The sequence below is a fragment of the Alistipes sp. AF48-12 genome, assembly GCF_003477565.1.
In the GTDB taxonomy this organism is placed as follows: Bacteria; Bacteroidota; Bacteroidia; order Bacteroidales; family Rikenellaceae; genus Alistipes_A; species Alistipes_A hominis.
The window spans coordinates 23,776-49,732 of the sequence record NZ_QUDJ01000003.1; the positions used below are offsets into that span (position 1 = coordinate 23,776).

Below are 25,957 nucleotides of genomic sequence, written 5' to 3' on the forward strand. Positions count from 1 at the left end.
TGGTTTCACTTTTAAAGGAACGTACAAATTTAGCATATTATGGTTCCGAATGAAGAAAAAGAGTGAAAAACCTGGCCGCCGACCGGATTTTTTGTTTTCCGGCGCAGCCGGTTTTTGTATCTTTGCGTCAAAAGAGCGACTATGACCCGACGCGAATTGTGGGACTGCATATACGATGCCGCCGCCGGCGTTTACGACCGGCGGGAGGCGAGGGCGTTCGCAGCGTTCGTTTGCGAAGGACGGCTGGGTATGCGGTTTACCGATGTGATCGTCGAGCCGGACGCTCCTTGTCCCGACCGGGAAGACCTGCCCGACATCCTGGCCGAGATACGCGACTGTCGCCCGGCCCAGTATATTGCCGGGTTCGCCTATTTTCTCGGCAGGAAGTTCGCCGTCCGCGAAGGGGTGCTGATTCCGCGTCCGGAGACTGAGGAGATGGTGCGTCGCATCGTCGACCGATACAAAGGACGCAGCGGAATGCGGATTCTCGACGTCGGGACGGGAAGCGGTTGCATCGCCGTGACGCTTGCGGCGGAACTGCCCGACGCCGAAGTGACGGGGATCGACGTTTCCGAGACGGTGCTGGCCGTCGCCGGGCGAAACGGAAGCCTTTGCGGCGGCCGCGTCCGTTTCGAATGCTGCGACATCCTGACGCGGCAACCCGGGGGGCGATTCGATCTGGTGGTCAGCAATCCGCCTTATGTGACCCTCGGCGAGAAAGCCGGGATGCGTCCGAACATACTGAAGCACGAGCCGCACCGCGCGCTGTTCGTCGGCGATGACGATCCGTTGCTGTTTTACCGCGTAATCGCCGAACGGGGGAGGAGTTTGCTGGCGCCCGGCGGAGCGCTTTGGTTCGAGATCAACGAGCGTTTCGGGGACGAAGTGACCGCGCTGCTCGGCTCGCTCGGTTATGCGGATGTGAAACTGACGGCCGACCTGTTCGGAAAGCCGAGAATAACGGAGGCCGTATGGAAGTAAAAAGAACGAAAACGCCGGAACAGGCTTTGAGGATGCTGATGGAACGTTGCGCCAAAAGCGAAGTAGCCGTGTCGGACGCCCGTCGGTCGCTTGTTCGGTGGGGCGTTGCGGAGGCTGACCGGCAGCGGATCGTCGATACGCTGCTGCGCGAAAGGTTTATTGACGAACGGCGCTACGCCGAGGCCTATGTCCGGGAAAAGACCGGTCTGAGCCGTTGGGGCGTTTACAAGATCCGCGCGGCGTTGCGGGCGAAACAGATTCCCGAAATGTTGATCGAAGAGGCCCTTCGTCAGGTCGATCCGCAGTTTATGCGCGGTAAGCTCGAAGAGCAATTGCGCCGGAAGATGCAAGCGATCCGGGCCCGCAACGGTTACGAATTGCGCGGCAAGTTGTTGCGTTATGGCGTCGGACTCGGTTTCGATTTCGAAACGGTGGGCGATTTGGTCGACCGGCTGGTTGGCGACGGGGAATATGTAAAAAACGATTGAAGATGAGAAATAGCAAATTGAGCAGGATTAAAAAATGGATTGTTTTGTCGGCGGCAGTCTGTTATGCCGGCGCGTTGCCGGCTCAGTATACGCCGCATCCGGCGATGGCTACCGAGTTCGGGTTCGTTTCGCCGGTCTCTTTTCCGGTGCTGTTGTCGGCCAATTACGGCGAGTTGCGCGGCAACCATTTCCATTCGGGCATCGATGTCAAGACCCAGGGCGTAATCAACAAGCCGATCCGTGCGATTGCCGACGGCACGGTCGTCCGCATCGCCGTCAGTCCGTCCGGATTCGGCAAGGCCCTTTACATAAATCATCCGAATGGCACGACGAGCGTTTACGGTCACCTGGAACGTTTTTCGGACTCGATCGAGCGGTATATCCATGAGATACAGTATGTTCGCAAATCGTTCGCTGTGGATGTTACGCCGCCTGCCGGCAAATTCGTTTTCAAGCAGGGCGAACAGATCGCCCTGTCGGGCAACCGGGGTTCTTCGGGCGGCCCGCACCTGCATCTGGAAGTGCGCGAAACCGATTCGCAGCGTCCGCTGAACCTGCTTGCGCGCGGCATGTTGCAGGTTAGGGATACGATTCCGCCGAAACCGGTCGTGCTTTATTACATCGGGGTCGACACGGTTCAGGGTGTTCCGGTACATACGGTGCGCTGGAAACTTTCGGTGCGCCGCGATGCGCGGGGAAATTATACGCTGCTCGATACGGCCGCGTTGCGTGTCGCCCGCAACGGGTATTTTGCCGTCGAAGCCGAGGAGAAGAAGAACGGCACCGACAACCCGATGGGCATTTACGCTTTCGACGTGACTTACGACGGTAAGCCGGCTTTTTCGATGGTTGTCGATCGGATCGGGTTCGACGTGGGGCGCTATTGTTACGCGGCGGCGCTCTATCCGCAGTCCCGCGCTACGCGCAACGGGGTTTACCGGCTTTACAAATTGCCGAACAACCGCCTGCCGGTGTACCGTAAGACGGTGCGAAACGGCTTGCTGACGCTCGACGACGACGGTCGTCACGAGGTCGGGATCGAACTGACGGACGATTGCGGCAATGCGTCGCGGCTCGCTTTCCGGGTCGTTCGGGGGTTGTCGGCGCCTCAGGTCGTTCCGGACGGGATTCCGGTCGACTGGACGAAAGATTTTCGCCATCAGCAAGGCGGCCTGTCGCTGTCGGTTCCCCGGGGCGCGCTTTACGAATCGATTCTGTTGGATCTTTCGGAAAAGCCGAAGCAGAGATACGCCTACTCGCCGCTGTATGCGATCCATACGCCGGACGTGCCGTTGCAGGGCGCGGTGACGGTCAGCATCGACGCGTCGGAACTGCCCGCGGAACTGCGTAGCAAAGCGTTGCTTGCGACGGTCGGACGCGACGGCGGTCGCAGCGCCGCCGGCGGAGCCTGGAAAGAGGGGCGCGTGACGACCGAGACGCGCAGTTTCGGAACGTATTACATTGCGGTGGACACGGTCGCTCCGCGGATTACGCCGCAGTTCAAGAGCGGCGACGACTTCGCGTCTCGCAAAACGCTGTCGTTTAAGATATCGGACGATTTTTCGGGGATCGGTTCTTACAGTGCGACCATCGACGGCAAATGGGCTTTGTTCGAATACGACCCGAAGACCGCTACGCTGACGCACTATTTCGACGACGGCCGTTGGAGTCGGGAAACGACGCATGTCCTGGTGCTGACTGTGGCCGACGGCAAGGGGAACAAAACCGTATTTAAAGGCAATTACAGAAGGTGAAAAAATGAAAACGGGCTATTCGGGGATCATTTTCGATTTCAACGGCACGCTTTTTTTCGATTCGGACAAGCAGGAAGAGTCGTGGGAGATTATTTCGATGCGTTTGCGCGGGCGGGCGTTCGGGAAACAGGAGATGCAGCGGCGTATGCACGGCCGCAGCGGCAAGTCGATTTTCGAATACTTGCTCGAACGCGACGTGCCCGACGACGAAGTGCTGCGGCTGATGGCCGAGAAAGAGGAGATTTACCGGGAACTGTGTTTGAAAGACCGGGAGCGTTTTCACCTGGCTCCGGGAGCGGTCGAATTGCTGGATTGGATCAAAGAGCGTCGAATCCCCCGTACGATCGCGACGGCTTCGGAGATCGTCAACGTGACCTTCTTCATCCGTAGTTTCGGTTTGGAGCGTTGGTTCGATCCGGAAAAGATCGTCTATGACGACGGAACACTGCCCGGTAAGCCGAATCCGGACATTTACCTGAAAGCGGCTCGCACGATCGGGCTTGCTCCGTCTCGCTGCGTGGTCGTCGAAGATGCCGTTTCGGGGATCGAAGCCGCCCGGCGGGCCGGCGCCGGATACATCGTGGCAATGGATTCCGGGGCGACGGACCCTGCGGTGCTGGCGCGACTGGACGGCGTCGCCCGGGTGATTCGCAGTTTCGACGATTTCGACCGAAATCTCTTAACGGTTGGCGCATAGGAAGCAGGCGGATTTCCGGCAGGAAATTTACCTGGGAATAAGCATGGTCTACCGCATGACTTTGTCGAAAGTGCGGTAGCCGAAGGCGTGCAGTAGGATGATGCTGTTGCGCAGGATACCGTGTGGGCGCGCGACGCGGTGCCGTTGGATCGCACGTCTTTTTTCGTGCAGCGATTTCCGCTGCCTGTGAAAATCGATGTGGGCCCGGAATACTTTTTTAAAGAAGTCGGGGTGGCCCTGAACGAGGAACACGAGCGCCGCCATACCGTCCAGTACCATCCGGGAGAACAGTACCGGCCAGAAAGTGCCGGGCGACAGATTCTTGAACAACATGCAGAGATTGTTACGGAAATTCAGGTAAATTTTCTGCGGACTGTTGTTCGGCAACGTTCCGCCGCCGACATGGAACACCGTGCTGCGCGGTTCGACCCGGATCCGGTATCCGGCCAGTTGCGCCCGCCAGCAGAAGTCGATCTCCTCCATGTGGGCGAAAAAATCGCCGTCGAAGCCGCCGAGTCGTCGGAATACTTCGCTGCGCACCAGCATACACGCTCCCGACGCCCAAAACACTTCGCGCGGGGCGTCGTATTGCCCCCGGTCGGACTCGATCGTGTCGAGGATTCGCCCGCGGCAGAACGGATAGCCCAAAAAATCGATGAAGCCGCCGGCGGCCCCGGCGTATTCGAATTTGCCGGGATTGGCGTAGGAACGGATCTTGGGAGCGACGGCCGCCGCCGCCGAGTCCCGTTCGAGCAGTTCCACCAGCGGAGCGAGCCATCCTTCGGTCACCTCGACGTCCGAATTGAGCAGGACGCAGTAGTCGGCTTCGATCCGGGCCAGGGCCCGGTTGTATCCTTCGGCAAAGCCGTAATTCCGATCCAGCAACAGCAGTTCAACCTGCGGAAACCGCGCCCGGATGAAATCCGCCGAATCGTCCGTCGATCCGTTGTCGGCGACGACGATGTCTGCGCCGGGGGTACGGGCGACCAGCACCGGCAGGAACCGTTCGAGGTGCGAACGGCCGTTCCAGTTTAGGATAACGACTTTGACCGGTTTCATAGGCGGGTTATCGGGCTTCGGTTTCTTTTTCGGAATGGGTGATGTCGTAATCCGCGGGTTTTTTATGCTTCCACCGCCGGTGCGACCACATCCACAATTCGGGCGTTTCCCGAATCATCGCCTCGAGCCGGCTGATGTAGCGTTCGGTGATTTCGTGCGGAGCGACCGCTTCTTCGCCGTCGTAGATTCGTTGCAGTTCCGCTTCGTAATGCTGCGGCGAGGTTTTGCGGACATACATGAAGTAGACCGGCATTTTCAACCGCAACGCCATTTTTTCCACGCCCGAAAAAAATGGCGTGTCCTGTCCCAGGAACCGGTACCAGTGCTTGATTTCGTGCCAAGGCGGCGTCTGGTCGGCGATCAGCGCGACACTGACCGGCCGGGCCCCTTTGCGTTTGGATTTCAGCGTTTCCTGCAGGATGTTGTTCATCGGAACCGGCTGCGTGCCGAAACGGGATCGGGCTTTGTGGTAGAAGAGGTCGAACGCCTCGCTGTGCAGCGGGCGGTAGACGGCCAGTACCCGGTGGTCGCTGTGGCAGGCGTAGTTGATCGTCAGTTCCCACGATCCGTAGTGGGACATCGCCGAGATCCAGTTGCGTCCGCGCATGGCCTCTTCCTGCGCTTCCACGTCGCGGTAAACCATCCGTTCGAGGATCTCCTTGCGCGAGATCGTCGCGAGTTTGATCGTGTCCACGAAGACTTCGGACAGGTGGCGGTAGAATTTCGTTTCGATCTCACGGAGTTCCGCTGCGCTTTTTTCCGGGAATGAGTTCGACAGGTTCGTGCGCACGACGGTCAGCCGGTAGCGGACGATCCGGTGCAGGACGAAACAGATGAAAGGGGCTAGCGCATGATACAACAGCCGGTTCGGGAACATGCCCGTTATCCGGCATGCGCCCATCAGCAACGCATATTGTATCCTGCCGCCCGTAGTCATCGTACTTTTTGCTTGAAGTCTTCGTAAATGTTCGGCGTGCAAGCGATAATCTGCCGTCCGAACAGATAGTCGTCTCCGCCTGCATAGTCGGTGATCCGCGCTCCGGCCTGCCGGGCAATCAGAACGCCTGCGGCTACGTCCCACGGGGAGAGTCCCGTATGGTAAAAAGCGTCGCAGCGTCCGCAGGCACATAAGCGAGGTCTGCGGCGGCCGATCCTACGCGTCGGATTCCATTAGTGGTGTTCTGAAAATGGACGAGGCTGTCCACGAACCCGTCGGTCTTGTTCAGCGCCGCGTAGGAGAATCCGATGGCGATCAGCGCGTTTTCGAGTTTGTCGGTCGCCGAAACCCGGATGCGCTGCCCGTTCAGATAGGCGTACGATCCGCGCCAGGCGTAAAACAGTTCGTCCCGGGTCACTTCGTAAATCACGCCCGCCGTCAGCTCGTCTTCGTCCATCAGCGCGATGCTGACGCAATACGGCGAGAAATCGTGCACGAAATTGGTCGTGCCGTCCAGCGGATCGACGATCCATTTGAGCGGCTGTCCTTCGACGGCGGCGGTCACGGTCCCTTCTTCGGTGATGAATCCTGCGTCGGGAGTCAGTTCGCGAAGCCGTTCGACGATCATCTTTTCGGTCTGCTTGTCGACATATGAGACCAGGTTCTGCGCGCCTTTGAACTCCACGTCCGCGAACGTGAAACTTTTGCGCTGTTCGGCGATGTAGGCGCCCGCTTCGCGCGCCAGGTCGCATGCGCTGAGGCATATTGCTCGGTAATCCAGCATTTTATTCCGTATATAGTTTTAAACTGTCCGTTTTGGTTCGTACCCGCAGCCATTGCTCGATCCGTTCCCGTTCTCCGGCTGCGAGTTTTTTTCCTTTGTTCAGATGCATGACGCAGAGCACCAGCGTGTCGGCCGGCGTTTTGTCCGTATTGTAACGCACCGCTTTCGAAAGCGTTACGTCGTGCAGATCGGGCACCAGCGTGCGCATTTCGACCGTGATGTCCCGGACGGCCAGCGTGTCGGTCGCAAAGGCCGACAGTTTCGTTTCCAGTTCCCTGATCCGAATGTTTTTTTCGGATAGCAGTTCCTGATAACCGGTTTGCAGCGTCGAAAAATTCAGGTTGTCCGTTTCGCCGCTTTGGCGGACGACCAGACGGACGTCCCGCAGGTTGTACTGCGGCATTTGCAGTCGTGCGTTTTCGATCATTTCGTCCGAGATCGGTTCGCCGATCAGGTAAATCTCCACGTAACTCTCCCCGTTGTCGGGCCGGTAAATGCCGGTATGTTCGATGACCTTCGTTTTCGGGAACTGGAATACCGTATTCACGTATCGTTTTACGTCGTTTTCGAAAAGGCTGCGTTTGACGATCCGGTAGCCGATCACTACGCTCGGGATGATCGTGACCAACACGATCAGCAGGATCGAGCGTCTGACCCGCATTTCGCGGTTTTTGTCGACGAACTCCTTTTTCGAGTAGTGCAGAAAGCGCACGACGATGAACGTGGCGATCGCGATGAAGACCGTATTGATAAAGAACAGATAGAACGCTCCGATGAAGTATTTGAATTGCAGGGTGGCTAATCCGAATCCGGCCGTACACAGCGGCGGCATCAGCGCCGTAGCGATGGCTACGCCGGGGATGACCGTAGACGTACGGTCCTTGCGCGATTGGGCGACGATTCCGGCCAGGCCGCCGAAAAAGGCGATCAGCACGTCGTAGGTCGTCGGTGTCGTGCGTGCCAACAGTTCGCTCTGGGCCCCGCTGAGCGGCGAAATGAAAAAGTAGAGCGTCGAGGTGAAAATGCTGGCCAGCACCATGAAACCGAAGTTGCGCAGCGAGCGTTTCAGCAACTCGAAATCGTTGATCCCGACGGACAGTCCCATGCCCATGATCGGCCCCATCAGCGGCGAGATCAGCATGGCTCCGATGATAACGGCCGTCGAGTTGACGTTGAGTCCCAGCGAAGCGACGAACGTGGCGAAAATCAGCACCCATAGGTTCGTGCCCTTGAACTCCACGCCCTTGCGGATGTTGTCGACCACCTCTTCCTCGGAAGCCTTGTCGGCGCTGAGATCGAACCGGCTGCGGAGAAAGCTGCGGAGGGCTTCGGACAAGTGGTGCGGGGAACGGTTGCTCATGGTTCTTTCCTAAGATATTTTATTCTGTCTCGTGATTGCTCCTGTCGTCCGTGCGTTCCCGGCGCGGCTTGCCGGCGACGATCAGGACGATTTCGCCTTTAGGCTCGCGTTCCGAAAAACGGCGGGTCAGTTCGGCGAGGGAGCCGCGTACGGTTTCTTCGAATTTTTTGGTTAGTTCGCGCGATACGGATGCGGGACGGTCGCCGCCGAACAGTTCCGCGAACTGCTCCAGCGTTTTTACCAGCCGGTAAGGCGATTCGTAGAAAATCATCGTGCGTTCTTCGGTCGCCAATTGTTGCAACCGTTTGGAGCGGCCTTTCTTAGGGGGCAGGAAGCCTTCGAAACAGAACCGGTCGCACGGGAATCCGCTGTCGATCAGCGCCGGAACGAATGCCGTAGCGCCGGGCAATGTTTCTACGTCGATGCCGTGTTCGATGCAGGTGCGTACCAGTAGGAAACCGGGATCGGAGATGCCGGGCGTGCCTGCGTCGGAGATCAGCGCTACGTTTTGTCCGCCGACGATCGTCTGCGCGACCGCTTCGACGGCGGCGTGTTCGTTGAACTTATGATGGCTCCACATCTTTTTCTCGATTCCCAGATGTTTTAGTAATACCTGGGAAGTTCGGGTGTCCTCGGCCAGGATCACATCGACCGACGAGAGGACTTTGACCGCCCGCAGCGTGATATCATCCATGTTTCCGATCGGGGTCGGGACGAGATACAGCCTGGCCATCGGCATCAACCCAGTTTACGTTCCAGCAGATCCACGAGCAGCCGCACTCCTTCGCTGTCCGGATCCCACTGATAGTTTTCCTGAATGTACAGCAGCGCGTCGTTCAGGTCGGTAAAGGCGTTCAGTTGCGCGATGGCCGCCGCATACTGGTCGGCATTCCCGTTGAACAGGCTGCGAATCAGCATGAAGCGGTCGTTGATCCCGATACATTGGCGCAGGTCGCCGCTGATGCTCTGCGATTGTAGTTTGGAAGCCACGTCGGCGTGTGCCGTTTGTTTTCCGAGCACTTCGTTCATCGCGACTCCATTTCCGTTGGCGAAAGTTTCGCCGAGCACTTTTTTGTGGGCGGCCGTATCGGAAGCCGGGCCGTTTTGTCCGGCCGGTTCCGGCGCAGCAACGGGCGGGGCCGGATGCGGAGCCTCGTAGGAGCGTGCCTGCGGCGTCGGGTTATGCGGGTGGGTCGGCTGCGTCGGAGCGTCCCCGTACAACGACAGGATCACCTGTTTGTCCATGCGCGGACGGACGGTCTGCTCGTCTCCGAAAAGCTGCTGTTCGACGGAGACCGTCGTTTCGATTTCCGCGATCGGCGGCGCGGTCGGTTCTACGATCGGCGGGACGTTTACCGTTTCCGGAACGATTTCGTTCTCGATGACGGGTTCCGCTGCCGGGATCGGCACTGCGGCGGGCGCTGCCGTGTCTTCCGCCGCGCGAATAGCACATTCTGTTTCCGCAACGGTCGGCGTCGGCTGCGGCAGCAGCAGTAGCATTTCGTAAAGTTTTTTCAGTTTATCGAGTACGATCCCTTTTTCGATTTCGGGCGTTTTGTCCGTTTCCTTCCACGTTTCGGCAATTTGCCGGATGCTGTCAATCTCTTCAATCAATTTCCGAATATCCATCTTTACAGTACTTTAGGCGATTCATTCCGTTGCCGACGGACTTGTCCGGGCCGGACGGGCCGCCGGATGTGCGTCCGTAGCGGACGGCGAAATTTTTTTCAAAGTTAAACTTTATACCGATTATTACAAACACCTGTATGCTTCATTTTGCAAAAAAGGAATTCGGTATGCGGACTGTGAAATGATAAAAAATGAATCGGAGATTGTATTTTCAATAAATTATTATAATTTTGAAAATCTTAATTCATACGCAATCCCGGTAATTTGCGTGTAAATAAATGGTTTTTACTGATTTATAGAACAAATATTGAGAAAAGATAAATGGTATGATATCACCTTTTGAATCCCGTAGGATCGGCATTTTTTACGACGGGAATTTTTTGTTGCACGCATCGAATTATTACAATTATATTCATCACATGAAACGGCGCCTTTCGTTGGGAGGATTGCACCGTTTTATCCAGCATCGCGTCGCCGAGGAGGAAGGGGTCGAACCGTTGCAGTGTCAGATTGCCGAAGCGCACTATTTCAGGGGGCGCCTGAACGCTGCGGATGCGGCTCAGCGCGGCAACCAATTGTACAATGACCGCGTTTTCGACGATATCCTGATGGCCGAGGGCATACATCCGCATTACCTGCCCCTGCGCAACCTGCTCGGAAAACGCGAGGAGCGAGGGATAGACGTATGGCTGTCGCTGGAGGCTTTCGAACTGGTGATGATGCGGCGGCTGGATATCGTCGTGTTGATCGTCGCCGATACGGATTATACGCCTCTGCTGCGCAAATTGATGTCCTTCGGCGTGCGGGTCATGCTGCTGAGCTGGGATTTCGAGTATACTACCGACGAAGGGGTGCGGATGATTACCAAAACTTCGCACGAACTGTTGTCGATGGCGACTTATCCGGTCGCGATGCACGACGTGATCGATTACGGGATCGAGCAGAACAATCCGCTGATTAACGACCTGTTTGTTCCGGTGGATCCTTCCCGACAGCAGACCGAGCGAACCAAATCGTACGAGGTCAGCGAAGTGCTGAGCCTGAAAAACGGGTTCGGGTTTATCAAGTATCCCAACAACAACCTGTTTTTCCATTATCAGGACGTGGTCGGCGAGTTCAGCGATCTCTCCGTCGGAGACAAGGTGGAATTTACCGTCGAGCAAAATCCCCAGAAGCAGGACGTTGCCAAGAACGTGCGAAAACTTACGCCCGAGGAGGTGGAGAATTTGGAGTCCGACGAGCAGCCCGATTTGTAGCAGAGATTTAACTCATACCTATAAATAGCCATGAATCTGAAAGTGTTGTCCATCGTGATGGGCCTGCTGTTGTCGTTGTGCGGATACCGTGCGACGGCGAAGAGTTCCGAACAGAATGTCGAATGGAAAGCCAAATGGATCAGTTCGGGGACTACCCGGGAGCAGCCGAACACCTGGCTTAATTTCCGCAAAGAGGTGAACCTGCCGAACGTACCGACTTCCGTGATCGCACGGATCGGGGCGGACAGCAAATACTGGCTATGGATCAACGGGAAGCCGGTGGTCTTCGAAGGCGGACTGAAACGGGGCCCCAATCCGCTCGATACCTATTACGATGAGGTGGAGATTGCTCCTTACCTAAAACGCGGCGAGAATACGATCGCCGTGTTGCTGTGGTACTTCGGCCGGCCGTCGTTTTCGCATAACGACAGCGGGAAAGCCGGGCTGTTGTTCGATTGCCAGACCCCTTCGTTCGATATCTTAAGCAACGATTCGTGGAAATGCGAGGCGAATCCGGCTTACGGAACCTGTCCGCCTCCCGATCCGAACATGCGGCTCGCCGAGTCCAATATCCGGTACGACGCCCGCAAGGCGGGACGGGCATGGCACCAGCCGGACTTCAATGCCGACGAGATGCCGCAGGCCGTCGAAAACGGAACCGCAGGCAGCCGGCCATGGAACAAGCTGGTGTTGCGGCCGATTCCGCTGTGGAAGGTGGGCGAGTTGCAGGACTACCCGTCTCAGGTTCGCAACGGCGATACGATCGTTTGTACGCTGCCTTACAATGCACAGATCACGCCTTATATCAAACTGAGGCCTCGTCCGGGGATAAAGTGCAGATATTTACCGATAACTATTTGAAATACAACGGTGGGGATAATTACCTGCGCTGCGAATACATCGCCCGCGACGGCGTGCAGGACTACGAGAACAAAGGGTGGACGAACGGACACCGGGTTTACTACGTAGTGCCTGCCGATGCGGAGGTGATGGAGCTGAAGTTCCGCGAGAGCGGTTACGATACCGAATTCGTCGGTACGTTCGAATGCTCCGATCCGGAGTTCAACCGTTTCCTGACCAAAGCCGTGCGCACGCTGTATATTACGATGCGCGATACCTACATGGATTGTCCCGACCGCGAGCGTTCGCAGTGGACGGGAGATGTGGTCAATGAATCCGGAGAGGCGTTTTACGCCCTGTCCGAGTCGGCCAACCGACTGACCCGCAAATGGCTCCATAATCTTGCCGGATGGCAGAAGCCCGACGGCGTGATTTATGCCCCCGTTCCGTCGTCGAATTGGGACAAGGAACTGCCGGGCCAGGTGATGGCTTCGCTGGGTTACTACGGGTTGTGGAACTACTATTGGTATACGGGCGATAAGGAGACGCTCGCCGAAGTGTATCCGGCCGTACAGCGTTACATCGCCCTATGGAAAAAGGGCCCCAAAGGAACCGTATTGCTGCGCGACGGCGGATGGAATTGGGGCGATTGGGGCGACAATATCGACATTCTGCCGTTGCAAAATGCGTGGTATTACTTGATGATCAAAGGGATGCGCAATGCGGCCGAAGTGCTCGGCCATGCGGCCGACGCCCGGTCGTATACCGAAGAGATGGCGGCGCTGAAGCAGGCGTTCAACAGTCATTTCTGGAACGGTAAGGAGTACCGCGATCCGGAGTACAAAAAAGCGACCGATGACCGCGTTCATGCGTTGGCGGTCGTATCCGGGCTGGCCGATCCGGACAAATATCCGGCTATCCTGAACGTATTTCGTTCGCAGGAGAACGCGAGCCCCTATATGGAAAAATACGTTTTCGAAGCCCTGATGCAGATGGGGAACGGCGACGAAGGTTTTGCGCGGCATAACCGCCGTTTCTCGAATATGGTGCGGAACGACTATTTCACCACGCTTTTCGAGGGGTGGGGGATCGGTAGCGAAGGATTCGGCGGCGGCAGCGTCAACCACGCGTGGAGCGGGGGAGGCCTGACGGTGGCCTACCGGTATGTTTGCGGTATCCGTCCGATGGACGTGGCTTACAACAAGGTCGGGGTGTTGCCGTTGCCGTCCGGCCTGTCGTGGGCGAAAGCTTCGGTGGTCACTCCGATCGGCCGGGTAACGTCGGCTTTCGAATCCAGTCCGAACGTATTTGTGTTGGATACGGAGTTTCCGAAAGAGTACGAAGGGGTGATCGGCGCTCCGAAACAGGGCGTGCGCGAAGTGAAGATCAACGGGACGACCGTCTGGAAGAACGGCAGTCCGGTACGCAATAAAGTGGCTCGTTTCATCAAAAAACAGCCCAGCGACCTGCACCTGAGTTTCGAAGTGAAGGGTGGCGCTTACAAGCTGATAGCCGTCCGTTGACCTTGGCTGTGCCGGAATATCGGTGGATGCTGTCGGGAGATTTCTTTCGAGGCGAACGGGACGGAGTCGGGAAGGGCGTCCGGAAAGCCGGAGAACGTTTCGGTTCGGAAATGAAATAAATCCGGTTAGAATATCGAAAAAGGAGGGAAATTTTCCCTCCTTTTTCGATACGGTACAGTTTGTCGTTTATTCCGTTTTCTGCAACGGGATCGAGAAACTGAACGTCGAGCCTTTGCCTTCTTCCGATTCGAACCAGAGGCGTCCTCCGTTCTTCGTCGCAAAATCCTGGCACAACAGCAGGCCGAGTCCCGATCCTTCTTCGTTTTTGGTGCCAAACGTGCTGAAATGAGTGCTCGGTTTCATCAGTTTGGCCTGATTCTCCTTGCTGATGCCGCATCCGCTGTCGGACACTTCGACGATCGCCGCCTGTGCATCATCCTGCCGGACGCGAATCGTGATGTCGCCCCCTTCTGGCGTGAATTTCATCGCGTTGCTGATCAGGTTCCGGATGACGGTTTTCATCATGTCGCAGTCGGCGTACACTTCCAGCGTGTCGGGAATTTCGACCCGGAGCCGGATGTTTTTCAGTTCGGCCGCGATCGAGAATATTTCGATGACCCCTTGTATGATCGGGACGAGGTCGAATTGCTGATAGACGACATTCAGCCGTCCGATCTGGCTTTTCGTCCATTTTAGCAGGTTGTCCAGCAACGAGAAGACCTCTTCGGTCATGCGGTTGGCCATGTTCAGCATTTCGTGCATATCCTTTCCGATCGACGAAGCCGGAAGGTTCAGCAGCAGCATGTTCAGAACCATTTTGATCGAACCGATCGGCGAGCGCAGGTCGTGCGCGATGACCGAGTACAGTTTATCCCGTCCCGATATCGTGCGCTGCAGCTCTTCGGTTTGCCGGATGATGATCCGCCTGGCGGCGATCAGCGAGATCTGATGGGATACCCGGATCAGCAGTTCCTCTTTGTGGAAAGGTTTCGATATGAAGTCGTTGGCCCCGGCTTTGAAACCCCGGACGACGTCGGACGTAGCGTTCAGCGCGGTCAGAAAGATGATCGGGATGTCTCTTGTTTCCGGATTCTCTTTCAACTTTTCGGCGACCTCGAATCCGTTCAGACCGGGCATCATGACATCCAGCAGGATCAGATCCGGCTTTTCCGTCTCTACGGCCGATAGCGCTTGCAGGCCGTCGTTCGCGGTGGCGATTTGGTAGTTCAGGTTCTTTAGGAGCACTTTCAGGAGCAACACGTTCGATACGACGTCGTCCACGATCAGAATTTTATATTCCGCAGCGTTGAAATCCAGGCTTGTATCCATTGAAAATCAGTTTAAGTAGGGCTTCCGGTCCGGTTATTTGATTTTCAATTCCTCTTTGAAATATTTCATCATTTTTACCAGTCCCTGTTCGAGGAGTATGGTGGGACTCCATCCGAGGTTTTCCTGCGCGGTCGTAATGTCCGGTTTTCTGCGCTGCGGGTCGTCGGCCGGCAGCGGTTTGAGGATGACGCTCGCCTTCGACCGCGTGATCTCCAGTACGAGCGTCGCCAGTTGGCGGATCGTGAATTCGCGCGGATTTCCCAGGTTGACCGGGCCTGTAAAATCATCGTCCGTCGCCATCGTGCGCACCAGGCCTTCGACGAGATCGTCGATATAGAGAAAACTGCGGGTTTGAGAGCCGTCTCCGTAGACCGTAATGTCCTGGTTCATCAGTGCCTGTATGGTGAAATTCGAGATTACGCGTCCGTCGTTGAGACACATGTTCGGGCCGTAGGTATTGAATATGCGAACGATTTTAATCGGAATCCGGTATTGCCGGTAGTAATCCATGCACAGCGTTTCCGCGCAACGCTTGCCTTCGTCGTAGCATGAACGCGGCCCGATCGGGTTGACATTCCCCCAGTACGTTTCGGGTTGGGGATGCACGGCCGGGTCTCCGTAGACTTCGCTGGTAGATGCTTGTAGCAGCTTCGAGCGTTTCTTAATGGCCAGATCCAGCATGTTGATCGCGCCGAGTACGTTCGTTTTCAGTGTCTTGATCGGATTGTACTGGTAATGTATAGGCGAAGCCGGGCAGGCCAGATTGTAGATCTCGTCGATCGGACCGTCCGGACAATAAGGGGTCGTAATATCCTGTTCCGCCATTTGGAAATTCGGATTGGCGGTCAGGTGTTGGATGTTCTTCGGCGATCCGGTGAGAAAATTATCCAGGCAGACAACCTGACAACCTTCGTTGAGCAGTCGAACGCACAAATGCGATCCGATAAAACCTGCGCCTCCCGTAACCAATATTCTTTTCATAAAAACAGAGCGAATTTAAATTGCCTAAAATCGTTACACTGCATGGTTGACCCGGATGGCGCCCCGGAGCAAGCAGGCCGGAATGGACGGATGAACGTCCGAATTGACGACAAAGTTATTATTTTTTCTTCTGTCTGAACGATTGTATTTTTTAAATGTTAATAAAATTATATGGAAAACGGCGTTTTCCGAAGGTCTGATATGACGATAAAAATTAAGGTGTTGAATGTGCGGGGATCGGTCATTTGGAATATTGAAAAAATGGGAATTGGGTTTTTTCAATTTCGTGTCATTATATTGCGATATTCTTTTATCTTTGCGAGGTCGGTATGGTGGCGAGGCTTAAAAGGTTGTCGATGGAAACGTTTAGATTTGAGATACAATGTCCGTCCAGGGATCGTGGATTGTGCTCGGGAAATTTATTGCTGGTCGATCGGGGCGGGATGTGTGTGCATGCCCAGCTCCAGACCGAAGACCGCTATCTGAGCAATCGGATGGTGGGGGAGAATATTTTCGACCTTTTTCCGGCTTCGGCTTCGGGCTCGTTGCGCGCCGGATTTTCAACCTTGTGGAGCGGACGGAAAGGATTTTGCGAAGATCTTTACGAATGTGCGGGGGAAACGGGGGAATTGTCCGTTTATTATGTGATTTCGATGAGCCGATACGACGACTTCCACGCTATGATCCGGCTGAGGAATATTTCCTATTATATCAATAAGCACGAGCGACTGCTGCGGCAGGAGGAACAAAAGGTGGAAGATCTGAAAAGGCTCGCCGGGATCGGCGTGTGGAAGTACGATTCGAAAAAGCAGCGGCTCGAATCGAAGGGGTATGCCGATCCTATGTTCCAACCGGGCGAATACCGGGAGATGGATATGGCCGAATATTTTTCTCGGATGTCTGTGACGGACGTGGAAAAGGTCAAGGAATATATCCGGGGGTTGGACGCCGGCCGTCGGCAAGAGAGTATCCAGTATATGATGCATTACCAGTACGGGGATGTGGTGCTGCGGGTCGAGCCGATCAGTTGCCGGCCTTCCGACGGAGGCTATCTGTGGGAAGGTTATGTGCAGAATGTTACGGATCTGATTACCGGACAGACGCGCATCGAGATGTTGCGGCAGGCTATCGATTCCGTTTCTGAGGATGTTTTCGCCGTCGAATCCGACGGTTCGTTGGCATTCGCCAATAAAACGTTTCTGGAACATAACGTGAGCGATCGCTCACGGGATGTCATCGGCGAGAAGGTGTTCGACCTGAATAAAACGCTGGTAGACAAGACGCAATGGGGCGATTGGCTCAGGAGTCTCCGGGAAAACGGCGGCAGTTGGAATTTTACGCAGGACAGGGTGTCGGACGGTCAGGGAGAGGCGATGACTTTCGAGAATTACTCTTACTTGATTGAGAATCAGTTGCACCAGGAATTGATCTGGGTGTTCGCCCGGGATATTTCCGAACGTCTGAAGCGGGAAGACGAGATCAACAGTCTGCAATACCTGACCAATTCGATTATCAATAATATTCCGGTCGGCCTGTATGTCAAGGACGTCGCCGATGATTTCAAGTACCTGTTCTGCAACCGGTCGGCATTCGATTTCCTGCGGTCCGGCCGCGAGGACGTGATCGGAAAGAACGATTTTGAGATATTCGGCCGCAGCAAAGCCGAAGCCATCCGAAATGAAGACCTGCAGCTTGTTTCCGACCGGACGAAGATCGAACGTACCGGGCAGGTCGGCGGAGCCTCCGGTTCTCCTGTCACGTACGAGGAGGTGCGTATCTATCAGAGAAGAAAGACGGCACGCCTTTGATTATCGGTGTGTTTTGGGATATTACTTCCCGTGTCGCTTTGGAGAAAGAACTCGTAGAGGCCAAAGAGAAAGCCGAAGAGTCGGGACGCCTGAAGTCGGCGTTCCTGGCCAATATGAGCCACGAGATCCGGACTCCGCTGAATGCGATCGTCGGATTTTCGAATATCATTGCGGAGACTCAGGATATGGAAGAACGCCGCGGAATGTATAAGATCGTAGAGACCAACAACGAACGGTTGTTGTCGCTGATCAATGAGATCCTGGACATGTCGAAGATCGAGGCGGGGATGCTGGAACTGTCGTCCAAGCCGGTCAATATGCGGGTGCTGTGCGGGGAGTTGCTCAATGCCAACCTGTTCCGTTGTCCGGGCAATGTGATTTTCTCGTTCGACGGATCGAGTCCGAATCTGGTGACCCGTACCGATCCGAACCGCCTGTTCCAGGTTTTTGCGAACCTGATTACCAATGCGTTCAAATTTACAGATTCCGGGCGTGTGACGTTCGGGTACCGGCTCGACGGACCGAATATCGTCTGTTATGTGGAAGATACGGGATCGGGGATCGAGACCGACAAGCAGGATAAGATTTTCGACCGGTTCGTCAAAGGAAACGATTTCGCTCAGGGAACGGGACTCGGCCTGCCTATCTGTAAAGTATTGATCGAAAAGATGGGCGGACGGATCGGCGTGGAGTCGGCGATAGGAAGAGGCACGAAGTTCGTATTTACGATTCCATATGTTCCGCCGGTGAACGAGCGTGTCGGTTCGGGAAATCCGGGCAGGCTGAAAACGTCTGTCCGGAAAGCCGGGGCACGGAAGGCTGTTTCCGGTACCGTGACGGTGCTGGTCGTGGAGAGCGAGCCGTCGGATTTCGATCTGCTGTGCGATACTTTCGGAGACGGGATCTTTTTCGTACGGGCCGACAGCGGCGTAGAGGCGGTTACGTTGTTCGAGCAGTACCGCCCCCAGTTGGTTTTGTTGAATGTCGCCGTGACGGATATAAACTGCGCCGAGGTCGCCGGAATCATTAAAGAGGTATCTCCCGGGGTTCCGGTCGTCGCATTCGGCAATTCTGCGCCGACGGACTGTTACGATGATTTCATGGCTGTTCCCTGGAGCCGGGAACAAGTCGAACGGTTGTTTAACAAGTATCTTTAAATTCGGATTGTAGGTTATTTCGCGCTATGGAATTGTCGGAAGATAATTTGGATATTCGGAAAATGCAGTGTCTGCTGGACGCGGCGCAGGTGGGATGGATCGAAAAAGAGTCCGGAGGAGGGCGTTGCCGTTTTTCTTCATTGCTGGGGGATGCTCTTGATCTATCGAATGATACGTTGAGCCAGAATGATTTTTTGCAGTTGGTCCGGACGGATTTCAGAAGCCGAGTGGACACCAGTGTGTTGCTGTCCGATCACGGCGATTCGAAAACGGCGATTGAATTTCCGATCGCCGTTTCGGCCGGGGAACAGTGGGTGAGGTGCGCGTATGCCGGGGAACACGGCGGAAAGGCGCTTTTCTCGGTGTTGTTGTTGCCGAAGGGAGGTGAAGCAAGCAGACGGCAGGTCAACGATATATTGCAGCAGCAGAAGCATATATCCCGTTTGTTGTTCTCTTTCCTCAAGACAAAGGATCTGAAACATGTATGCGAAAATATCCTGAAAGAGCTTTTGAAGCGTTTCCATGCCGACCGGGCCTATATTTTCGAACTGAACGAGTCGGAAAAATATCATAGTTGCGTTTACGAAGCAGTCGCCGAAGGCACTTCGCCGCAGATCGACATGTTGCAGAAGATGCCTTTGGAAGAGAGTCCGTGGTGGAGCGGGCAGATTCTGAACAAACGGCCGATTATTCTCAATACGCTGGACGATCTTCCGCCGCAGATCGTTCAGGAAAGAAATATTCTTGACGCACAGAACATTCGGTCGTTGATGGTGGTGCCTATGATGTCTACGGAATCCGTTTACGGATACATGGGGATCGATATGGTGCGGGAGTCCCGTAACTGGAGCCGGGAGGATTACCAGTGGTTCTCCTTTCTGGCCAACATCATTTCCATTTGCATAGGGCTTTATTACAGTCGAAAAAAGGCGGAACGGGAAAGTTTGTATTATAAGGAGCTGTACAGTCACATGCCGATCGGATTCTTGCGCAGCCGTTTGGTGCGCGACGGTTCCGGCAAAGTTACGGACTGCCGGTTCGAATACGCCAACCAGATGGCTGAAAAACTGATCGGTCTTGCCTGCGAGGAACTGGCCGGTCTCCGGGCTTCGGATATACTTTCTCAGGAGGAGGTGAACACCAGCCTGTCGATCATCCGGTCGACTTCTCCGGAGCAAAAATTACAGTACAAGCGCGATCGTTATATCGAACGGACGGGAGTGCACTGCAAGGAGATCGATTATTTATCCGGTCCCGACGAGGTGATTACCCTGCTGAAAGACGAGACGGAAACCGTAAAAGCCAATGAAGAATCCAAGCAGCACGAACGAATGCTCGATAACTTGTTCCGGAACATTCCGGTCGGGATTGAACTGTACGATCCGGAAGGCAGTCTGAGAAGTATCAATCCGAAAGATTGCGAGATTTTCGGCGTCCGGCCGGACGAGGTATTGGGAATCAATATTATGGACAACCCGCTGGTGCCGGAGCAGGTGAAAGAGAAGATTCGGAACAGGCAACCGGTCGATTTCCGGCTGGACTACCGGTTCGGTCTGCTCAGCGATTATTACAATACGTCTTTCGAAGACCGGGATACCCGTAAGGATATCGTCGCCAAGTATGTTCCGCTTTATGACGGCGGCAACCGCCTGCTTTACCATCTGTGCATCGTGATCGATAACACCGATACGGTCAATATCCAGAACCGGATCCACGATTTCGAGCATATCTTCTCGTTGGTCGCCGATTTTGCGAAAGTAGGATATGGGAAATACAATTTCGATACGCAGACTGGAACGGCCATTCCGCAGTGGTTCCGAAATCTGGGCGAGCCGGTCCATTCGAGCGTGCGGGAGGTGGCCGGCCGGGGATTCCGCTATGTGCACCGGGAGGATCGCAAACACATGTATGCGTTCTTCGCTGCGGCCCGGAACCGTAGAGTCGATTCTTACCAGCGGGAAGTCCGGGTCAAAGGGCCCGCCGACAGGAAATGGCGGTGGCTGCGCATCGACATGATCGTAAACTCCCTTGCCGACGGGTCGACCGAGGTGATCGGGGTGAATATCGACATTACCCAGATCAAGGAGACCCAGCAAAGCCTGATCGTGGCCAAAGAGAAAGCGGAAAAAATGGATCGGTTGAAATCCGCGTTCCTGGCGAACATGAGCCATGAGATCCGCACTCCGTTGAATGCGATCGTCGGTTTCTCCCAGATGTTACTGAGTCAGGAAGCTTTCGAGAAGGAAGACCGGGAGCATTATATGCAGATCGTGCAGGATAACAGCGATTTGTTGTTGCAGTTGGTCTCGGATATTCTCGATCTGTCGAAGATCGAAGCGGGCGTTTTCGAATTCAATTATGCGGACGTGCCGTGCAACAGGCTATGCCGTGAAATCGTTATGTCGCTACGGATGAAAACGCAGCCCGGCGTAGAGCTGATTTTCGACGAACCGGCGGCGGAATGCGTCGTACACAGCGACAAGAATCGGATTGCCCAGGTGCTGGTGAATTTTATCAACAATGCCGCCAAGTTTACTTCGAAGGGCAGTATTCATGCGGGACTCGTGCCGCATAAGAACGATGTGGTGTTTTATGTCCGCGATACCGGCGTCGGGATTTCCAAAGAGCAGCTCGGTCATGTTTTCGACCGGTTCGTGAAGTTGAACAGTTTTATTCAGGGAACCGGATTGGGACTGCCTATCTGTAAAAGTTTGATCGAGCAACTGGGCGGTCGCATCGGAGCCGAGTCGAAAACGGGCAAAGGTTCTTATTTTTGGTTTAAATTACCTTATAGGATTAAAAAAAGAACGATTATTAAATAATTTATTTACATTTGTCTGACGGATTCGGGTATGTTGCGCTCCGCCGGGAATATTGCGATTTTAAAATCGGAAGTTATGAAGAAAACGATTTTGCTTTTGGACGATAAGGAGTCCATAGCGAAAGTGGTGGCGGTTTATTTATCCGGCGAATACGATGTCGTTTATTTCGACAATGCATTGAAGGGGATTCAGTGGCTACAGGAGGGGAATAAGCCCGATCTGATAATTTCGGACATTCGGATGCCGGTTATGCGCGGCGATGAGTTTCTGGAATATGTCAAGAACAACGAGCTGTTCAAATCTTTCCCTGTGATTATTCTGTCGAGCGAGGAAAGCACCTCCGAACGGATACGCCTGCTGGAAGTGGGCGCTTCCGATTATATCGTCAAACCGTTTAATCCCATGGAGTTGAAAATCAGAATCCGGAAGATCATCGAAAATGAGTAAAGAGTTCGATCTGCTTTTTGTCGGACCGGATTCCGTATTGAAAGAGTATTTTCGCGATATTGCCGACGGGTATTCGTTTCGTGAAGCGGCCGACGGCAGTAATTCCCTGCAACAGGTCGGATCAGGCGATTCGAAAAGCGAAATCGTCGTTCTTTGGGAAAAAACGACGATAGACAGGGATTTGTCCGCGATCAGGGCTTTTCGGAAAACCCGCGGGAATGTTTACCTGATTCTGATAGGAAATGAACTGACGCCGGACGAGAGGAGCGGATACCTGAAAGCGGGCGTGAACGATACCATGCTCCGGCATATTCCGAAAGAACAGTTCGTAAGCCGGCTTTCGTTTATACAGCAGACCCGGGAGATGATTCTCGGAAAAAGGGAGAAAGCGTCGCAGGAAGCGATCTGCCATTTTCGCCTGCCTTTATGGAAAAGGCTTTTCGACATCTGTTTCTCGTCGGTCGCTTTGCTGTCGCTGTCGCCGTTGCTGCTGCTGACGATGCTGGCAATCCGACTGGAAAGCAAAGGCGCGGCGGTTTATCGTTCCAAGAGGGTGGGAAGCAACTACCGGGTATTCGATTTCCTGAAATTCCGGTCGATGTATGCGGGGGCTGAAAAGCAATTGAAGCATTACGAGCAGTTGAACCAGTATAAATTCGAGAAGACGACCGATGAGGACGGCGGAAAATTGAATATTTCCGGAGATTTTTTGGTCGGCGACGACGACGTGGTGTTGGTTTCCGATGACGAGGTGATTTTAGAAAAGGAATACATCGACCAGAAAAGCTATGAACAGGAAAATGCATTCGTGAAACTGGAAAACGATCCGCGGATTACGCGGGTCGGGCGGTTCATTCGCAAATACAGCATCGACGAACTTCCGCAATTGATCAATATCCTGAAAGGAGATATGTCCGTTGTGGGGAACCGTCCGCTGCCGTTGTACGAAGCCGAACGGCTGACCAGCGACGAATATATCGACCGTTTTATGGCTCCGGCCGGGCTGACCGGGTTATGGCAGGTAGAGAAGCGGGGCGATTCGGGCGGTATGTCCGCCGAAGAGCGGAAGAAACTGGACATCGAATATGCCCGGGATTTTTCGTTCGGGATGGATTTCCGGATAATCTTAAAAACGATATCAGCGTTCGTACAAAAAGAAAATGTATAGTATGTCGAAAAGAGTTTCGGGTTTGATCGCGCTGACCGCGATTTTGTGTTGCGGGGCGGTTACGGCCCAGCAACCTGATAGTTTGGATGGAGCGGTTCCGGCGAGCGCCGCCGCCACGGATACGATCGACGACCTGGCCGGTTTCGGGCCTCGGGCTATGAGTTGGGCAAGGTCGTTCTGCCGTCGCTGGAGCAGCTCTATGCCAATGCGGAGCAGAACCCCGGCGTGCTGGCGCTGGAAAAACAGAAAGAATTCGAGGAGTTGCAGTTGAAACGCGAGAAACGGAATTTCCTCTCTTTTCTGAACGTCAATGCCAATTATTATTACGGCAACGGGACGATGAGCAGTCATCTTTACGATGAGAGCGGTATGCCGATTCCGCAAAACTATTCCCGGCAGTCGCAGTCCAATTACAACCTGGGCGCATCGGTTTCGATTCCGCTGGAAAAGTTGTTCGATTTGCGGGGAAGCGTGAAACGTCAGCGCAAACAGGTGGAAAAGGTCGAATACGAACGGCAGAGCGCGATCGAGGAGCGGCGGGTAACCATCGCAACGATCTACTCGAAAGTGCTCAGTTACATGCCTATTCTGAAGGCGACGACCGAGAAAAGGGTATTTGCCGATGCTCAGTATGCCATCAGCCAGAACGATTTTATCAACAGTAAAATCGGAGCGTCGGAAATCAATGTCGAAAAGGAACGTCAGATTAAGGCCATCACCGAATACGAGAATGTGCGTTCAGAACTGTACGGTTTGCTGTTGCAACTGGAGATTCTGTCGAATACCGAAATCATTTCGAAAAAATAAATTATGAAATACGTGCTGTATATTCTCCGGTTCTTTTACCGGATTCGTTTCTGGCTGATCCTGCTGCCCGTGCTGGCGGCTTGCTATATGATCTGGAAGACCCGCGATATCGCCCGTTACTACGAGGTGCGTACGACCGTTTATACGGGCGTCGTGTCGGGGTACGATATCGAGCAGGCGTCAGTCCGCGAGGCCGACTGGAATACGAAAAACAGCACGATCGTTAATATGATGGATATCCTCAAGAGCGAGGCCACGTTGCGCCGGGTATCGATGCGGTTGTACGCCCGCTGCCTGATGAACGGCGATTCGATGAAAAACAATACGTACATCAATGCGGACACTTACCGCTGGTTGATGGACCGTACGCCCAAATATGTGTTGGATTTGATCGTAAAAGGCGACGAAGACAAGACGGTGGAGAATTTCTTCGACAACATGAAACCCGACAACCGAGATCATTTGTACGGCCTGTTCATGTGGGAAGCCAGCCGATATTTCGGATATAAGGATTTGGAACAGATCCGCGTCGACCGGATCGCTTCCAGCGACATGCTGAAACTTTCGTATCAGAACAGCGATCCGGGGATCACTTACAATACGGTACTGATCCTGGTCAAGGAGTTTTTCGATCAGTACCAGGCGTTGCGTTTCGGCGAAACGAACGATGCGATCGCTTATTTCCGCAGGGAGCTGGCCGAAGCCGGTACGAAGTTGAAAGCCGCCGAAGACGAGCTGACCAGTTACAATGTCGAAAAACGGGTAATCAATTATACCGACGAAACCAAAGAGGTCGCTTCGATCAACAAAGAGTTCGAGATCCAGTATCAGGACGTGCTGATGAACTATGCGAAGGCGGATGCGGCCGTTTCGCAGTTGGAAGGTCGGATTGATATGAATATCAATAATATGCGTAGTAATTCGGCGTTTATGGAGAAGTTGAAGCTCATCTCCGAGTTGCAGACGCAGATTACCAATATAGATGCTTTCGGGCAGAAAAACGAGGCTAATCTGGAGAAACTCGCTACACTGAAAAAAGCCCTGAAAGCCGAAGAGCGGAGCGTCTCCGAATTGACCAAAACCATCAATGAAAACAAGTATTCGAAAGAAGGCATCGTGAGCGATCGGTTCGTTCAGGATTGGCTGGCGCAGACGTTGGAATTATCCAAGGCGAAAGCGCAGAAGGAGGTGATGGAAAAATGGCGGCGGGAGTTGAACGAAAAATATACGTATTACGCTCCGATCGGTTCCACGATCAAATCGAAGGAGCGTGAAATCGACTTTACCGAAAGGACTTACCTTTCGTTGTTGGAAGGTTTGAATTCGGCCATCCTGCGGTTGAGGCAGTTGCAGATGACGACCAATACGCTGAAAGTGACCGATGAACCGTCTTATCCGATATCTCCGCTGCCGCACAAGCGGAAGATGATGGTGCTGCTGGCCTTTGTTTGCACGGCGATTTTCGTAGTGGCTTATTTTCTGTTTCTGGAGTTGGTCGACCGCACGCTGCGCGACCGCATCCGGGCGGAGCGTATTACCGGCCGTAAGGTGCTCGGCGTCATGCCGCGGAATTCACGGCGTTACCGTCCGTTCAATCAGCAGGCCAAAGAGATTGCCATGCATTGCTTGGCTAAAGCCTCGTACCCTATTTCGGACGGGAAAAACCGGTTGTTATCAATATACTGAGTACCGAAGAAGGCGACGGCAAGCATTTCGTAGCGCAATACCTGCGCGACTATTGGCAAAAGTCGGGTTTGAAGGTAGGCCTGCTGTCCTACCGCGAAGAATTCAATTGCCGGAGCGAATCTTACTTGTTGGCGAACAATTTGACGGATTACTGTCAGGCGGGCGACGCGATGATCGTGCTGGTCGTTCACCAGCCGCTGACCGAGGAGAGCGTGCCGTCCCCGTTGTTGGAAAGTGCGAACCTGAACCTGATGATCGCCCGTTCGGACAGGACGTGGACAACCATCGATCAGGAAGTCTTCGAGAAAGTGGGCGAGCAGAGCGGGGAACTCCGTTGTTCCTGGTGTTGAATCAGACGGCCTGGGACGTTACGGAAGATTTCACGGGGCTGTTGCCGCCTTATTCCCGTTTCCGTCGCTGGCTTTACCGGCTTTCCCAGCTCGG

24 protein-coding genes are annotated in these 25,957 nt (G+C 54.4%); 15 read left to right on the forward strand and 9 right to left on the reverse strand.

The window, feature by feature from the left end; genetic code table 11:
• Nucleotides 1–141: 141 nt before the first annotated feature.
• From prmC to DW082_RS02450, 4 genes are read left to right on the forward strand one after another with little or no spacing between them, the layout of a single operon-like run.
• Complete coding sequence (prmC, locus tag DW082_RS02435; RefSeq protein WP_101573399.1) at nt 142–981, forward strand: peptide chain release factor N(5)-glutamine methyltransferase; 840 nt, start codon at nt 142–144, stop codon at nt 979–981.
• Nucleotides 972–1,469 carry a regulatory protein RecX gene (locus DW082_RS02440; protein ID WP_118457153.1) on the forward strand — a complete coding sequence of 166 codons (498 nt, stop codon included), beginning with the start codon at nt 972–974 and terminating at the stop codon, nt 1,467–1,469. The genes prmC and DW082_RS02440 overlap by 10 nt, the downstream gene beginning before the upstream one ends.
• Before the next feature lie 2 nt (nt 1,470–1,471).
• Complete coding sequence (locus DW082_RS02445; RefSeq protein WP_118457154.1) at nt 1,472–3,223, forward strand: M23 family metallopeptidase; 1,752 nt, start codon at nt 1,472–1,474, stop codon at nt 3,221–3,223.
• A 4-nt stretch (nt 3,224–3,227) separates the two neighbouring features.
• On the forward strand, nt 3,228–3,920 hold the full coding sequence (locus DW082_RS02450) for an HAD family phosphatase (protein ID WP_118457156.1): 693 nt from the start codon (nt 3,228–3,230) through the stop codon (nt 3,918–3,920).
• A 48-nt stretch (nt 3,921–3,968) separates the two neighbouring features.
• On the opposite strand, the gene DW082_RS02455 is transcribed toward DW082_RS02450, so the two are convergent.
• From DW082_RS02455 to DW082_RS02480, 7 genes are read right to left on the reverse strand one after another with little or no spacing between them, the layout of a single operon-like run.
• Nucleotides 3,969–4,979 carry a glycosyltransferase family 2 protein gene (locus DW082_RS02455; RefSeq protein ID WP_118457158.1) on the reverse strand — a complete coding sequence of 337 codons (1,011 nt, stop codon included), beginning with the start codon at nt 4,977–4,979 and terminating at the stop codon, nt 3,969–3,971.
• Nucleotides 4,980–4,986: 7 nt separating this feature from the next.
• The gene (locus tag DW082_RS02460) at nt 4,987–5,916 is read right to left on the reverse strand and encodes a lysophospholipid acyltransferase family protein (RefSeq protein ID WP_055206178.1); all 930 of its coding nucleotides are present in this window, start codon (nt 5,914–5,916) and stop codon (nt 4,987–4,989) included.
• Nucleotides 5,913–6,131 carry an inositol monophosphatase family protein gene (locus DW082_RS14855; protein WP_259335488.1) on the reverse strand — a complete coding sequence of 73 codons (219 nt, stop codon included), beginning with the start codon at nt 6,129–6,131 and terminating at the stop codon, nt 5,913–5,915. Before DW082_RS14855 ends, DW082_RS02460 begins: the two co-directional genes overlap by 4 nt.
• Nucleotides 6,050–6,700 (reverse strand): inositol monophosphatase family protein, encoded by a 651-nt coding sequence (locus DW082_RS02465; protein ID WP_259335474.1) that lies wholly within the window; start codon nt 6,698–6,700, stop codon nt 6,050–6,052. The genes DW082_RS14855 and DW082_RS02465 overlap by 82 nt, the downstream gene beginning before the upstream one ends.
• 1 nt (nt 6,701) lies before the next feature.
• Nucleotides 6,702–8,060: a TIGR00341 family protein gene (locus tag DW082_RS02470; protein ID WP_101573389.1), complete on the reverse strand. Its 1,359-nt coding sequence runs from the start codon at nt 8,058–8,060 to the stop codon at nt 6,702–6,704.
• Nucleotides 8,061–8,079: 19 nt separating this feature from the next.
• Nucleotides 8,080–8,793 carry a 16S rRNA (cytidine(1402)-2'-O)-methyltransferase gene (rsmI, locus tag DW082_RS02475; protein WP_055206246.1) on the reverse strand — a complete coding sequence of 238 codons (714 nt, stop codon included), beginning with the start codon at nt 8,791–8,793 and terminating at the stop codon, nt 8,080–8,082.
• Between the two features lie 5 nt (nt 8,794–8,798).
• Nucleotides 8,799–9,689, reverse strand: a complete 891-nt coding sequence (locus DW082_RS02480) for a hypothetical protein (protein ID WP_118457160.1) — start codon at nt 9,687–9,689, stop codon at nt 8,799–8,801.
• A 326-nt stretch (nt 9,690–10,015) separates the two neighbouring features.
• Between DW082_RS02480 and DW082_RS02485 the strand changes: the two genes are divergently transcribed.
• The 3 genes from DW082_RS02485 to DW082_RS02490 are packed head-to-tail and all read left to right on the forward strand — an operon-like array spanning nt 10,016 to nt 13,308.
• Nucleotides 10,016–10,945, forward strand: coding sequence for an NYN domain-containing protein (locus tag DW082_RS02485; RefSeq protein WP_055206171.1), 930 nt, complete (start codon nt 10,016–10,018; stop codon nt 10,943–10,945).
• A 30-nt stretch (nt 10,946–10,975) separates the two neighbouring features.
• Complete coding sequence (locus tag DW082_RS14430) at nt 10,976–11,806, forward strand: hypothetical protein (RefSeq protein ID WP_182424065.1); 831 nt, start codon at nt 10,976–10,978, stop codon at nt 11,804–11,806.
• Entirely contained in the window at nt 11,803–13,308 is a 1,506-nt protein-coding gene (locus tag DW082_RS02490) for an alpha-L-rhamnosidase C-terminal domain-containing protein (protein WP_182424066.1), read from the forward strand. Before DW082_RS14430 ends, DW082_RS02490 begins: the two co-directional genes overlap by 4 nt.
• A 186-nt stretch (nt 13,309–13,494) precedes the next feature.
• On the opposite strand, the gene DW082_RS02495 is transcribed toward DW082_RS02490, so the two are convergent.
• Nucleotides 13,495–14,637 (reverse strand): hybrid sensor histidine kinase/response regulator, encoded by a 1,143-nt coding sequence (locus tag DW082_RS02495; RefSeq protein ID WP_101573383.1) that lies wholly within the window; start codon nt 14,635–14,637, stop codon nt 13,495–13,497.
• A 33-nt stretch (nt 14,638–14,670) separates the two neighbouring features.
• A complete protein-coding gene (locus DW082_RS02500) occupies nt 14,671–15,618 on the reverse strand; it encodes a UDP-glucuronic acid decarboxylase family protein (RefSeq protein WP_055206167.1) in 948 nt (315 codons plus the stop codon).
• Nucleotides 15,619–15,974: 356 nt separating this feature from the next.
• Between DW082_RS02500 and DW082_RS02505 the strand changes: the two genes are divergently transcribed.
• The 8 genes from DW082_RS02505 to DW082_RS02540 all read left to right on the forward strand — a co-directional run bounded on the left by DW082_RS02505 (nt 15,975) and on the right by DW082_RS02540 (nt 25,863).
• Entirely contained in the window at nt 15,975–17,426 is a 1,452-nt protein-coding gene (locus DW082_RS02505) for a PAS domain-containing protein (protein WP_182424067.1), read from the forward strand.
• Complete coding sequence (locus tag DW082_RS02510; protein ID WP_118457166.1) at nt 17,423–18,583, forward strand: hybrid sensor histidine kinase/response regulator; 1,161 nt, start codon at nt 17,423–17,425, stop codon at nt 18,581–18,583. The genes DW082_RS02505 and DW082_RS02510 overlap by 4 nt, the downstream gene beginning before the upstream one ends.
• A 62-nt stretch (nt 18,584–18,645) precedes the next feature.
• Nucleotides 18,646–21,405 (forward strand): ATP-binding protein, encoded by a 2,760-nt coding sequence (locus DW082_RS02515; protein WP_182424068.1) that lies wholly within the window; start codon nt 18,646–18,648, stop codon nt 21,403–21,405.
• Between the two features lie 75 nt (nt 21,406–21,480).
• Entirely contained in the window at nt 21,481–21,852 is a 372-nt protein-coding gene (locus DW082_RS02520) for a PleD family two-component system response regulator (protein WP_055206159.1), read from the forward strand.
• Nucleotides 21,845–23,020 carry a sugar transferase gene (locus DW082_RS02525; protein WP_118457169.1) on the forward strand — a complete coding sequence of 392 codons (1,176 nt, stop codon included), beginning with the start codon at nt 21,845–21,847 and terminating at the stop codon, nt 23,018–23,020. The genes DW082_RS02520 and DW082_RS02525 overlap by 8 nt, the downstream gene beginning before the upstream one ends.
• Nucleotides 23,021–23,182: 162 nt before the next feature.
• Nucleotides 23,183–23,827 (forward strand): TolC family protein, encoded by a 645-nt coding sequence (locus tag DW082_RS02530; RefSeq protein WP_118457171.1) that lies wholly within the window; start codon nt 23,183–23,185, stop codon nt 23,825–23,827.
• 3 nt (nt 23,828–23,830) lie between these two features.
• Nucleotides 23,831–25,513 (forward strand): exopolysaccharide biosynthesis protein, encoded by a 1,683-nt coding sequence (locus DW082_RS02535; protein WP_118457173.1) that lies wholly within the window; start codon nt 23,831–23,833, stop codon nt 25,511–25,513.
• 68 nt (nt 25,514–25,581) lie between these two features.
• Entirely contained in the window at nt 25,582–25,863 is a 282-nt protein-coding gene (locus DW082_RS02540; RefSeq protein ID WP_118457174.1) for a hypothetical protein, read from the forward strand.
• Nucleotides 25,864–25,957: the final 94 nt, after the last annotated feature.